Source organism: Parabacteroides acidifaciens (assembly GCF_003363715.1).
GTDB lineage: Bacteria > Bacteroidota > Bacteroidia > Bacteroidales > Tannerellaceae > Parabacteroides > Parabacteroides acidifaciens.
In genome coordinates, this window is the sequence record NZ_QREV01000047.1 from 21,159 (window position 1) to 35,029 (window position 13,871).

Here is a 13,871-nt window from a genome sequence, read left to right on the forward strand (position 1 = left end):
AAATACATAATCAGATGAAGCATCTCCTCTGGTTAACCTTATTGTTATTGGCGCAAGCTTTTGTCCCGTTGCATGCAACCAGCGGGGCGGATAGCTTGCGTTCTGTTTTAATGGCCCTTCCGGCAAAGGAAAGGCTGGATCGCCTGCATGAATTGGCTGCTCAGAATTATGCTAAAGATGAGTGCGTGTGTGTCAAATGGTTTTATGACGAAGCGATTGCCCAGCGGAACGACAGTTGTTTGGCAAATGCGCTTTATTTCCTTGTCCGGCATTATTATGCGAATAAGCCGGATAGTATGCGTTATTATATAGCAGAGGCAGAACCTCTTTTTATTAAGGAAAAGCGGTACGAAGATTTGTGCCGGATGAAGGCTTGGAATATCTATTCGTTATCGATCGAAGGTAATCAGGAGTCTGTAATGCCTGCAATCCATGAGTTGGTCGAGTTATCCCAAAAGCTGAATTACCCGGAAGGGGAAGAGATGGCGAACCAGGCTTTGGCCAATTATTATATGAAGCATGGATTGAAGGATGAGGCGGTTTTGTTGTATAAGGAGATTCTTTCCGGCATGGAAAATAGGGATGCTCCTGTTATCAAACGGTTTAATATACTTCGTAATTTATTGAATGAAGATATTGATCCGGATGATCGCACCATGTTTCTGGAACGAATGAAAAAGAGCTTGCAAGAATGCGAGGATAAGGGACTGACTCAATTGAATGAAGAGACTTCTCTCGACTATGGTTGGTATGTTTATTATCGAAACCTGGCTACCGATGCTTATTTGGAGGAAGATAAGGAAAAGGCAAGGATCAATCTGGAAAAAGCAGAAGAACTGGCAAACCGGAATGACTGGCCAAGAGAGAAATATACGTTGGGTAATATCAAAGTCTATTATTATCAACTGGTCGGACGGTATAATGAGGCCCTTGTCTTAATCGACAGCTTACTCGATTATTTCAAAATGACGAATCGGCAGAGTGCTGTCCTGGAAATGCTTGAAAATAAAGGGAAGATATATTATAAGTCCGGTTTGGGGATGAAGGCGACAGAGACATATCTGAACTATATCGCCTTAAAAGATTCGGTCACATCGAGCCAGTATTACAGCGAGCTTGCCAACTGGCGTTCGCAGCATGACTTGGATAAACTGGAGCTGAAGAATAAACAGATGGAACTGGATGTGTCCAAAGCCCATTCACAGATGATGATGATGGGAGGCGGGCTGATTCTTCTGTTGTTGGTTTGCGGTACGCTCGGTTTTATAACCTATTCCCGTCATAAGTACAGTAAGCAAATGCAGTTGGCTAAGGAGAAAGCCGAAGAGGCGGATAATATGAAATCGGCATTTCTTGCCAATATGAATCATGAAATCCGTACGCCGCTGAATGCTATAGTCGGTTTTTCCCAGGTGCTGGTCGATGAGGATGAGGCGGAAGTGCGGCAGGAATATCTGAAAATTATCCAGAGCAATAATGAATTGCTGCAACGCCTGATCAACGATGTGCTCGATTTGTCGAAAATAGAGTCGAATACGATGACTCTTTCTTACTTCAATGTCTATTTGCCGGAAATGATGGACGAGATTTACCGTTCAACGCTTCTGCGTATGCCAGAGGGTATTATGCTGGAATTAAAAGAGTGTTCGGCTATAAATTTTTATACAGATCGTATGCGTCTTACGCAAATTATTACTAACTTGCTCAACAATGCGATAAAGCATACGGAAAAAGGGTTTATTCGTTTCGGGTATGAAACGTTGGAAAACGATCTCCGGTTCTATGTCGAAGATACAGGCGAAGGGATACCCGAGGATAAACTGGAAAGTATTTTTAGTCGTTTTGTCCAATTAAGCGATTGGAGTAAAGGGGTTGGATTAGGGCTTGCTATTTGTAGGGGATTGATATTGAAAATGGGAGGAACGATTACCGTGAAGTCCAAGTTAGGTGAAGGTTCGACGTTTTCTGTAACGCTCCCTGTTCACGATCCGCCCGAATAAGCGTATTTAAGAAAAATAGAAAACTGATGAAAAAGCATTTATTGGGGGTAATATTGATACTATTGGGTAATATTTGTTGTATAAACCGGGTTTTTCCCGCGAACCGGCAATCGGTAACGGATATGGATACGGTTTTCTTGCAACAGATGTATGATTCTGTAGTGAGGCATGTTGAATATGCTGATCGTCTGACCTATACCAAACATTTCCTGGATGAAGCCAGGAAGAGGCAAAATGCCCACTATGAAGCAACAGCTCTTTTCTTGCTTGTCAGATATTATTACTCGAGTGAAATCGATAGTATGGTCTATTATATGCAGCAGGCTATTCCTTTATTGTACGAACAAAACAGATTGGAAGAAATGTTCCGGATGAAAGCCTGGTATGCTTATGTCCTGGTAAGGGCGAAAAGTAACAAAGAGGCTTTGGATAGCATCAATTCGTTGAAAAGGCTGTCTGTGGAATTGGACTATCCGGATGGTGCCGATATGGCTAATCAGGCATTGGCGGATTACTATTTGTCCAATAACTTGGATAAGGAGGGATTGGCATTGTATGAAGAGGTGTTGGCCGGGATGGTGATGAGAAATGCGCCTTTGGTCAAACGTGTGAATATAATCCGCCAATTGTTGAACAAGTCTTCCGATATGAATAAGAAATTGGAATACCTGAATATGTTGAAGGGATATCTTGACCAGTGTGATGCGGAAGGGATAGAACAGCTGGATGACGAAAACCCCATTTATGCGCTTAAATATATAATGAATCGTAGTTATGCCCAAGCTTATATCTCATTAGGTCAATATGATATGGCCTTGACGCATATTCAACGGGCTGAAGCGATATTTAAGAAATATAAAATGGGGAACAGAGTGTTGGAAGTTAAGACACTTTATGCCCATTTTTACAAGCATACGGGTGATTATGATAAAGCCATAGCATTGTATGACGAGTTGTATGAACATTACAAGCAAGCCAATTTTATGTCTTCCTGTATTGATCTTTTAGCGAATAAAGCAGGGCTTTTAATGGAGGCGAAACGTTATCAGGATGCAGCTGTCACCTATCGGCAATATGCGCTACTGAATGATTCATTGTCATCGACCAAATACTACAAGGAACTGGCCGATATGAGGACACAGCATAATGTCGATAAACTCGAATTGGCGAACAAGCAAATGGAGATGGAAGCCTTAAAGGGGCGTACGCAGCTGCTTTATCTCTGGATTGGTGTGGGTGCACTTGTTCTTCTTTGCTGCCTGTTGATATTCCTTGTGCATCTGCATCGCCGCCATGGCGCCCAGCTGAAAAAGGCCAAGGAGAAAGCAGAAGAATCCGACCAGTTGAAATCCGCATTCCTTGCTAATATGAATCATGAGATCCGTACGCCGTTGAATGCGATTGTTGGGTTTTCGCAGGTGTTGATTGACGAAGAAGATCCGGAGATGCGACGGCAGTTTGCGGGGATTATCCAAAATAATAACGATTTATTGCAACGCTTGATCTCGGATGTGTTGGACATTTCGAAAATCGAGTCGAATACTATTTCGCTTAGCTATGAAGAACATGACTTGCCGGCTCTTATGGACGAAATATATAACGTTATTCATATGAGAATGCCTGAAGGTGTTGAACTGCAACTTGCGGAATGTCCGCCTTGCGTGCTTTATACGGATCGTAATCGCTTGACACAGGTGCTGACAAACCTGTTGACGAATGCTATTAAGCATACGGAAGAAGGTTATATCCGTTTTGGGTACGATCTGACTGATTCCGAAGTCTGCTTTTTCGTGCAAGATACGGGTGAAGGTATTCCGCAAGAGCAACTGGATCATATCTTTAGCCGTTTTGTACAGCTTGACGACTGGAGTAAGGGTGTCGGCTTAGGGTTGGCAATCTGTAAAGGCTTACTTGAAAAAATGGGTGGTACCATCAGTGTGACTTCGAAAGTTGGCGAAGGTTCTGTCTTTTACGTGAAATTACAGCGGAGATGAATTGATTAATTTCAGCTAAAGACCTTATTTCTTTCTTAAATGTTATCGTGCACACCAAAAAAAAGCTATATTTGCTGCATATAATACAAACACATAATTTAATATCATGGAGAAATCAAGAAGATCCTTTTTTAAGAAAGGGCTGGCAGGAGCTATCCTGTTAGGTACGGCAAGTATGGCTAAAGCCGGGTTGCCCGATCCTGTAAAGCCTAAGGCTGCAAAGGCAGTCAATCCTTTCCATTTGGGAATGGCGGGATATACATTTGTGAACTTTGACTTGGAAACTACGTTAAAAACTTTGCAGCGTCTGGATATTCATTATCTTTGTATCAAGGATTTCCATTTGCCGCTGGACAGCACTGACGAACAGATCAAGGCTTTCCACGACAAATGTGCTTCGTATGGTGTGACCGGATATGCCGTCGGTCCTATCTATATGAAGAGCGAGGCTGAAATCGACCGCGGTTTTGAATATGCAAAACGTGTAGGAGTGAAGACGATAGTGGGTGTACCTAATTACGAACTTTTACCTTACGTGGACAAGAAAGTAAAAGAGTATGACTTCAACTATGCAATCCACTTGCACGGACCTGATATCAAGACTTATCCGGATGCAACGGATGTTTGGGAACATACAAAAGACCTGGATCGGCGTATCGGTATGTGTCTGGATGTCGGCCACGATTTGCGTAATGGTTGCGATCCTGTTGCCGACCTGAAGAAATATCATACCCGTGTGTTCGATATGCACATTAAGGATGTGACGGATTCTTCCAAAGCCGGACGCGGTATCGAAATCGGACGCGGAAAGATCGACTTCCCTGCGCTGATCCGTATGATGCGCGAAGTGAACTATACAGGAATGTGTAGTCTTGAGTTCGAGAAGGATATGAAAGATCCTTTCCTCGGTATCGCTGAATCTATCGGCTATTTCAAAGCCGTTTGTGATATGGCATGATAGGAATTGTGAATTATGAATTATGGATTATGATTCATGACTTGTGATTCATGGTTCATAATTTATAATTCATAATTGTAAAAGATGAGAACACTGTTGTACCTGTCAATAGTCTGCTTGTTGTCGGCATGCAGTACTATTGAATACATTGGAATAGAAACTTATAATCCCGCCGAGGTAACTTTCCCTAAAAGTGTCGGCAAAGTGTTGATTGTCAATAACGCCGTTCCTCAACCAGACAACGCCGGTTATACCTATAATTTGTATGGAACCGTGCAGGACACAGCTCGTGCCCGTGCAGACAGTGCTTTGTTCGACGCTTGTCGTTCATTGGGAAAATCGATTGTCGATGTCTCTTTCTTTAATGATGTCCTGCTTTATCATGACGGAACCCGCCGGGATGGTAAACATCTGGTGGATGAAAAGCTGACTCCTGAAGCGGTAAAAGAGCTTTGTGAAGAAACAGGTACGGATGCTATTATATCCTTCGACCGCTTGTTGTTCCGGATGGAGAAGGATGTGGTTGCTTTTGCCGAAGGGTTTGTTGCAGGCGGTGTCGATGTCCATATTTCCGGCGTTGTCCGTAGTTACCTGCCCGGGCGTGACAATCCGTTGGCGACAGTCTATATGGAAGACAGTGTTTTTTGGTCGGAGAGTGCCGACAATATGGAATTGCTGAAGCTCTACTTGCCCTCTCCGGATGAAGCTCTCCGGGCTGCCGGACAGTATATCGGTGCAAAGGTGACTCCGAACTTCGTCCCTCACTGGGAAAATGAAACACGCTGGTTCTTTAAAGGAGAAGGTGCCCGTTGGAAAGAAGCGACGGCGTATGCCCTGTCTGACAAATGGGAAGAAGCCGCTTTCCGCTGGCGGCATATCTATACAAATTCTTCGAGTTGGAAGGAACGGGCAAAGGCTGCTTCTAATTTAGCCTTGTATTATGAAATGAATACGCAGTTGGCGGAAGCTTTCGAGTGGGCGACTAAATCATATAATCTTTTTAATAGTAAGAAGGGTCAGGATTACAAATATACGAAAATGCAACAGCTGTATCTTGAGGCTCTTGGCGGGCGTATCCGGTCCGATCAAAAACTAAATAAGCAATTTGGACAATAATAGTCCGATATTCTCTGAATTATTATTACTTTTGGCAGACGTTTCGATTAAAGAATAAATAATAAGATATGAGTGCAAACAATGCAAAGATCCAGGCTGTCATAGAAACGACCTTCAATTCAGCTATCAATAAGCTCGCTGCGAACGAAGCCGGTAACTGTTACAGTGATCTGTATGTGCAGGTAGATGCTGAGAGCGGAGAACTGCTGATTTATGATGAAGAAGACGCGCTGGTAGAAAAGACTATCATTTTTGATTGGGTGAATGTGGCGTGTGACGACGAACAGTTCACTCAGCAGGTCGCTGCAACCTTGAAAGCCGTGCTTGCTGTTCTGGTTACCAAAAAAGCATTTGATAACCCCTGTTTTCTGAAACCGTTTTCAGTAAGCTTGACGGATGAGGATTTCTCTGTTATTGAGGAACTTCTCTTCCTTGATGATGAAAATCTGCGCTTGGATGATCCTCTGTTAAAAGATTTAGATGCAGATTTAGATGATTTTTTAGCCAAACTTCTTTCAGATGTCGAATAGACTTACTATATTTGCGCCCGCATTCAAGAATTAAATGCTGCCGAAATAGCTCAGTTGGTAGAGCAACGCATTCGTAATGCGTAGGTCGCCGGTTCAAGTCCGGCTTTCGGCTCACAAAATCAAGCAGTTATCTTTTTAGGTAGCTGCTTTTTTTATGCCTTTTTCTGTGTTTTTCGTGGGTTTACACGTGCCATGTAAACTGAGATGTAAACCATGAGTACAACAATTAGTGTCGTATGCTACAAATCTAAAGTATTGAAAAACAATGAGTCACCTTTGATGTTGCGTGTCTGTAAAGATGGAAAACGTAAATATGAGAGCCTTGGAATTTCACTTAATCCTAAGTATTGGGATTTCAAAGCGAATAAACCAACAGCCAAATGTCCCAACAGGGAGTATATTGAGAAGTTGATTGCAGAGAAAAAGAGAGCCTATGCAGATAAAGTTATAGAGCTAAAAGCAATGGCAAATGAATTTACAGCAACAACTTTAATGGAAAAGGTTAATAAACCTATCAGACGGAAAACTGTGAAGGATATGTTTGATTTGTATATTCAACAGCTTGTTTCTGCCAATCGTTTGAGGTATGCAGATATGTATAAACTGACTATGAACTCACTACTCAAATTTAATAAGCATTTGAATATCCCATTTTCAGATGTAGATGTAACTTGGCTTAAAAAGTATGAGTTGTGGTTGCAGGCACAAGGTCTTGCTATAAATACAATAGGTACACGTTTCCGCCATTTAAGAGTGATATACAACCTTGCAATAGATGAAAAGGTAGTGAAGCGTGAATATTATCCTTTCAATACGTTTAAAGTCTCCAAATTGAACCAAATTCCTGCAAAGCGGTCAATCTCAAAAGATGCTATTTTGAAGGTGTTGAATTATGAGGGAAAAACGGGGCTTGAATGTTTCTCTATAGATTTATTTACTTTTTCTTATTTGACAGCAGGTATCAATTTTGTGGATATAGCACGATTGACGGATGATAACATAATGGAGAATAGGCTTGTTTATATCCGCAAAAAGACGAAGAAGCAAATCAAAGTTCCATTGCAATCGCAAGCTGTAGAACTGATTGAAAAGTATAAGCAGCAGGATAATCCGTATTTGTTTCCAATATTATCCCCTGTCCACAAGACAGAGCAACAAAAAGTGAATAGGGTTCACAAGGTTATAGCAAAAGTCAATAAGACTTTAAAACGAATAGGAGAGCAGTTAGATGTTTCTATTGACTTGACAACCTATGTAGCAAGACATTCGTTCGCGACTGTGCTAAAAAGGTCTGGTGTAAACACATCTTTGATAAGTGAAGCACTGGGACATAGTTCAGAGAAAGTAACACAAATTTATCTGGATAGCTTTGGCAATGATCAAATGGATGATGCTATGAAGAACTTGCTCTAAACAAAAGAATCCTGTTTCCAGAAATGGAGACGGGATTTTTTATTAAATTGCGACATTGTTTTATCTTCTAAAATTAATACAATGAAATTAGCTATACAAGAAAAGAGGCTTAAACTCGGACAATTCATAGAGGATATTTATCCCGATGGATTACCTTCTGATATGATTATTAATAAAGTTGTCACGGGAATAGGGGCAACAACTTGCGAAATTAATTCTTATAGACACTCAATAATTGTTGTCCCAAATCTGCCCGTCATAAAAAACAAAATGAAAAAGCATCCCCAAATCTTTGGGGTTTACGGAGGTGTATCACCGATCAAAATCCAAGACTACTTGAGTAACGAAAATATTGAATGGAAAAAAATACTTACTACTCCCGAAAGTTACGAATTGGCAAAAAATGCAATTACAGATACGAAGTTCAATTTGTATGAGGATTTTTTCATGCTGATTGACGAATGTGAGAAGATTATTCAAGAGGCTAATTTCAGAGAAAAAATCATCACCCCATTTTTTGACTTTTTCAAATTCAATGCAAAAAGTTTAATCTCGGCAACGCCACTATATGCTAAGTTAAAAGGATTTGAAAAAGATCTGTTTAATGAAATTCGGATTGTTCCCGAATATGATTATAAAAAAGACTTGCATTTGACTTTCACCAATAACATCATTGAAGCTATGCGAGAACATGCAACAGGGACAAATATTAAAGCGATTTTCCTGAACTCCGTAAAGTATGCGCTGAAACTCATAGAAGAGTTAGGCATCCAAAAAGAGAGTAACCTATATACGTCTCCGGACAGCATAAAAGAAATCAAAGCAAACAACAAAAATATCGCTGTTGGCTTGTATGATGAGTTTACAGGAAACTTACAGCGATACAATTTCTTTACCAGCCGTTATTATTCTGCCGTGGATTTGGATACAGACATAAAACCAGATATTATTATGATTTCTGATTTTTGGAGCAAACCTCAAACGATTATTGATCCATATACGCATGCAATACAAATCACAGGACGTTTCAGAAACGGAAACGGAAGCATTACGCATATCGTAAAGACTAATGATAAAGTATCAGTCCGATCCGAAAAAGAAATACGGGAAAGTTTGACAAAGCAAAAAGCTTTTTGGGAAGCTATATTGACACTGCAAGAATGCGCAGATCCAGCCGTTCAACCATTTATAGATGAGATATTGGAACGCACGACATTTGGAAGTGTAATTTTTCGAGAGGGTGAATATCAAGGCAAATTGAATGGCTTTATCGTGACCAACATGATCGAGAAAGAAAGAGTGAGAGATTATTATACAGCCAGCAGCAAATTATGTGCAGCTTATAAACAGACAGAACACTTTAATCTATCGTGTGAACACAAAAAATATGCAACAGCATCTGGCTTCATAGGAGCTAAACGACTAACGAAGGATGAACAAAGGATATTATTGGCTCAATTAAGAACTTTGAAGCCTGAAACACCTGAAGGAGAAGCCCCATTAATCATGTTTTTATCTCCGGAACAAAGCGATAAACTGAACGAAATAATACTAAAAGCACCTTTGCTATATCAAGTCTATTCCTATGCAGGAAGTAAAGCTATTGAAAGAGTGAATTTCGATAATACCAGAATGCGGAAGCTTCTGGAAAAACAAGAACAGGAGTCAAAATACTTATCTATTATGGATGAAGTTCTATCGGCTTTCAAAATAGGCAATAAATACACGGAGGAAGAGATAATAAGCAAGCTGCAACGAATTTATGCAAAACATGAAAGAACAGCGAATTTAAAGGTTGCTGCCACAAATCTCAAACACTATTTTGAGTTAGGGAGGCGAACTACAGTCAAAAGAATCAATGGCAAAGAGATCAAAGGATATGAAATCAAAGCTCATAAATATTTTAGAAGAGAAGATGACTGGGACACATTTTATGGAGGGTCTATATAAAATAATCTATCAGAAGTCTGTCCCTTTGAAAACCAAAGACAAAATTTGAATAAAGAGAAAAATAGGATACTCGAAGTTGGGAAACAATAAGTATCCTATTTTTTCATTTTATAAACACAAAATGGATGCCCTGATTTCTCAAAGCACCCATTACACACAATTATGAATAAGCCGAATCAATTCGGAAGATATTTCATTTAAACATACACAAAGTTACCTATTCCAGAAGCCAAAAGAAAATAAATCTTCAACAATCAGGATAATGATTGTGAGACATGTTTATAACAGCAAAAGTAACCTCAACAATTAGTACAGATATATAATGTACACAGGATTCATGTACTAATTAAATCCCCCATTACCCATCATTAAGAAAATAGATTTGTTTCGCATGACAGGGTACACCACCTGCCTCGAACGTTTCCAACAAAAATTAGATCGGAATCCTATTTCTGGGAAAAGATATTTTTAGCAGAAGAAAGGATAAGGCAGTTAGAAAACAATTTGGCTTTCTTCATTTATATGGTCTGATACTTGATATACAGACAATATGAAATTGGAGAAACGCCTCAACATGCAAATACAAATTCAAAAATCATACTACAATGGAAGAAAGATTTAAAGTCTGTGAGGTGAAACTCACTTATCAACTTAAAACTAAAGTATCAGAAAGGATAGAAATATGTCTATAATATATCCTATTCTGGTTGCTGTTATCCTGTATTTTGCAGCTGTAATATTTGCACCTCTGATACCTGTGTTCCTGATCCTTTTATTTCTGGTTGAATTATTGGGAAGAAAGAAACGCTAATGATTATCAAAAAGAATGTTCACTTATTCACAAAGTGAATGTTCTTTTGATTTTCAATTAGTTACCATTTAAAGAGAAAAACAAAGACGTAAAAACAATCACTTTTATAAATAATCAATTAAAACTGAATATTATGAGTTTGAAGTATAGTACAACCACTGCGGATTATATGGGGTGGGATGAAATGAGTAATCTGGTTAGGCGATTGGCTAAAGATGGAGATTATAAAATGTCTCTGTTGATTGCCGTTGGTTGCTTTTGGGGATTGCGCATATCTGATATATTGTCATTGCGCTGGAAGGATATTCTAAATGTGGATGAGTTTACTTTGCAGGAAAAGAAAACAAAGAAGAACCGCACAATTAGAATTAATCCTCAACTAAAAAGGCATATTGCAGAATGTTACAACCATATTCAGCCAATAGGAATTAATTCGCCTATATTGGTAAGTCAAAAGGGAACAACGTTCACGATACAGAGAATTAACGTAATTCTAAAGGAGATTAAAGCCAAATACAGGCTAAAAGTTCAGAATTTCAGTTGTCACAGTCTGCGGAAAACATTTGGTAGGCAGGTGTACAATCAAAATTCAGAAAATGCAGAATTGGCTTTAGTTAAATTGATGGAGTTATTTAATCATTCCAGTGTGGCAATTACGAAGCGGTATTTAGGATTAAGGCAGGAAGAAATATTGCAGGCTTATGATAGTCTTTCCTTTTAGATGATAAATATTTCTGCCTCAACTATTGGAAAACAAAACGCTTTTCGTACTTTTGTGTCAATCTCATACGCCTAAAGAGATAGGATGATATGAGAGGACATACGTTTAACGAAAGGTGTTATTGAAATTATCTTCTATTGACAAATTCTCGCAAAATTTGAATGTAGTATGAAGGTGATAGCAATAGCACCCGCATCATTTGTTATAGAATTACCCGTGAGGGTAACTTATATACAAAACTGGTGTGGGTTGCTGTTGCTTTATCCATACTACAGGCAATGCGAGAAGCCCGTCAATAGGATGAAGCAATACAGTTCCCACACCTTTTATTTTTTAATCTTTCCAGAGGGAACGGGAAGGGTAAAATTTAATTGTTATGAGAAATCTTCTTTTTAAAGTGTGTACTGTTGTTCTTGGTTCTGTGTTACTATTATCCAGTTGTGATAAAGATCATTGGGATGAACAGCAAGGAGATTGTTTCTATGGTTACAAGGTGGAAAATCGGAACGTTTTTGATCTGCGAAGCATTACTCACTGTCCATATAATCAAGATACAGCATTCTTGACTGGTATTAAAAATGAAAAGCATTGGATTGGTATGTTTGACCAACAAACGAAAAAACAGCTACAAGAGTGGAACGGATCGGAAACAATTGATCGAGAAATAAAAATAGATAGAGGATACGGAGAAATTGAAACTATGAGACTTTCTGCATTCCATTTTGAAAGTGATATTCATAAAACAAGTTGGGGATTTGTTATGATTCCGTATTATACAGAAAGAGGTTCTAACTGGGGTATAGGAATGTTAGAAGCAGGAGGTTATGCAAGAGATATTCTTCTTTTAAATGGAGACAAATTGATTGTCTATCCTCTTAATAATCCGGGTATTGTTCAACCTCATTGGTTTCAAGAGAGTATTGTCGTATCATCTTATGAATATGGTGGTGAAGGAATAGATTATACAGTTTTATCACCTGATGGGAAAAAGGTTGTGGATATGAAAGATAGACCTCAAAACTGGTTAGTAGAGGAAAAAAATATTTTCCCTGTTTCATATACAGACGGTATAGGTCTTCGTGATTGGAGAAGGGATGCTGAAAGATGTGATATTCGTATTTATAGAAATAATTACGCTATTAGTGAAACTGTTTGGGAAACACCTATTCCCTCTTTGCTAAACATCAAAGGTGACGCTCGTTTCAATATAACAGTCCTGGAACAAGGCAATCCGATCTGGAAATACCGGATTGATGTTACCAATCGGGACGGCAGCAAGCAGCAAGTTCTTTTCACTGTCAATGTGGAAACCGGAGCGTTGACGGAAATCTAAATGACTCGAGAGGTCACTTAGATAAAAATAGTAGTGGGACACTTTTTATCAAGGGGTATTATAATTAACTTCTTGCAAATTGTGTCCCATGTTATTTTGGAGAGGATAGTTTTATCTTGATTGGTAGACTATCTGTTAAATGGTGTAATGTTTTATAATAGAGATAATTAACGAATTTATTAATCAATGGCTCATGTAAACCAATATGTAAACCAGACAGAAAATAAAAAGAAAATAGCAAATAGGATAACTGCTAAGCCGCAATAGCTCAGCTGGTTGCGTTGGAGGCGAAGCCTCTGACGCTGAAAGAGAGCAACGCATTCGTAATGCGTAGGTCGCCGGTTCAAGTCCGGCTTTCGGCTCACAAAATCAAGCAGTTATCTTTTTAGGTAACTGCTTTTTTTATGCCTTTTTCTGTGTTTTTCGGGGTTTGTTTAAACCGGTGTTTAAACCATGAGTACAACAATTAGGACTCACCCGATAATCATTGGGGATAAATAAATTCATTATTTGGCATATTTGAGACAATAAATGATGATTTATCGGTGCGTTTGCTCGTATTTACCGGACGCAGACGAGCGCAGATTACGCAGAGGAACGCAGACTTATTTTCTTTTAAAACAATAAATGATCTGCGTTCGTCTGCGTCGTCTGCGAAATCTGCGTCCGGTAATACAAACATAGCGACACCCCGTTAAATCATCATTTACAGGTTCACAATTTCTTATGTTTGTACCTTTTGCAAATTGAAAAATATACATTAACCCCCTGTTTCGACTGTTTTTCTATTTCGTCCGAAATCTTGATTGATTTTGGTTTGACTTTTTTCACGGTTTTAACCCACTCGGGTGACAACAGAGAATATGAGATGCCGAGCCTATTCCAAAAAGCGTGCAATTTGATTGCTGATAACCGAAAACAACAGTAAAGTGATAAACCTTAACTCCCGGAGAATCGAATATTTGCAGACGAAGACGGACGGCGTTCCAAATATCTAAAGGAAATTTTGGGGGCTTGTTGCCGTGAGGTGCGCAGAAAATTGCCG

General features: G+C 39.3%; 10 protein-coding genes and 2 tRNA genes. 11 read left to right on the top strand and 1 reads right to left on the bottom strand.

Annotated features, from left to right (window positions below):
* The first annotated feature begins 14 nt into the window (after positions 1-14).
* The 11 genes from DWU89_RS20820 (at position 15) to DWU89_RS16025 (ending at position 13,188) form a co-directional block, all read left to right on the top strand.
* Complete coding sequence (locus DWU89_RS20820; RefSeq protein WP_167451707.1) at positions 15-2,000, top strand: tetratricopeptide repeat-containing sensor histidine kinase; 1,986 nt, start codon at positions 15-17, stop codon at positions 1,998-2,000.
* A gap of 26 nt (positions 2,001-2,026) precedes the next feature.
* Positions 2,027-3,994 carry a tetratricopeptide repeat-containing sensor histidine kinase gene (locus DWU89_RS15975; RefSeq protein WP_115500630.1) on the top strand — a complete coding sequence of 656 codons (1,968 nt, stop codon included), beginning with the start codon at positions 2,027-2,029 and terminating at the stop codon, positions 3,992-3,994.
* A 106-nt stretch (positions 3,995-4,100) separates the two neighbouring features.
* Positions 4,101-4,952 carry a sugar phosphate isomerase/epimerase family protein gene (locus tag DWU89_RS15980; RefSeq protein ID WP_115500631.1) on the top strand — a complete coding sequence of 284 codons (852 nt, stop codon included), beginning with the start codon at positions 4,101-4,103 and terminating at the stop codon, positions 4,950-4,952.
* 84 nt (positions 4,953-5,036) lie between these two features.
* Positions 5,037-6,068 (top strand): DUF6340 family protein, encoded by a 1,032-nt coding sequence (locus DWU89_RS15985; RefSeq protein WP_115500632.1) that lies wholly within the window; start codon positions 5,037-5,039, stop codon positions 6,066-6,068.
* 68 nt (positions 6,069-6,136) lie between these two features.
* Complete coding sequence (locus DWU89_RS15990; RefSeq protein WP_115500633.1) at positions 6,137-6,598, top strand: hypothetical protein; 462 nt, start codon at positions 6,137-6,139, stop codon at positions 6,596-6,598.
* 39 nt (positions 6,599-6,637) lie between these two features.
* Positions 6,638-6,710: transfer RNA gene (locus DWU89_RS15995), tRNA-Thr, on the top strand.
* Between the two features lie 101 nt (positions 6,711-6,811).
* The gene (locus tag DWU89_RS16000) at positions 6,812-8,011 is read left to right on the top strand and encodes a site-specific integrase (protein ID WP_115500634.1); all 1,200 of its coding nucleotides are present in this window, start codon (positions 6,812-6,814) and stop codon (positions 8,009-8,011) included.
* A gap of 81 nt (positions 8,012-8,092) precedes the next feature.
* A complete protein-coding gene (locus tag DWU89_RS16005; protein WP_115500635.1) occupies positions 8,093-9,961 on the top strand; it encodes a DEAD/DEAH box helicase family protein in 1,869 nt (622 codons plus the stop codon).
* A 944-nt stretch (positions 9,962-10,905) separates the two neighbouring features.
* Positions 10,906-11,493, top strand: a complete 588-nt coding sequence (locus tag DWU89_RS16010) for a tyrosine-type recombinase/integrase (protein WP_115500636.1) — start codon at positions 10,906-10,908, stop codon at positions 11,491-11,493.
* A gap of 376 nt (positions 11,494-11,869) precedes the next feature.
* Positions 11,870-12,826 carry a hypothetical protein gene (locus DWU89_RS16020; protein WP_115500638.1) on the top strand — a complete coding sequence of 319 codons (957 nt, stop codon included), beginning with the start codon at positions 11,870-11,872 and terminating at the stop codon, positions 12,824-12,826.
* A 257-nt stretch (positions 12,827-13,083) separates the two neighbouring features.
* Positions 13,084-13,188, top strand: a tRNA-Thr gene (locus DWU89_RS16025).
* 465 nt (positions 13,189-13,653) lie between these two features.
* Here DWU89_RS16025 and DWU89_RS20910 read toward each other — a convergent pair.
* On the bottom strand, positions 13,654-13,871 hold a 218-nt coding region (locus tag DWU89_RS20910), incomplete at its 5' end, for a hypothetical protein (protein ID WP_208642477.1).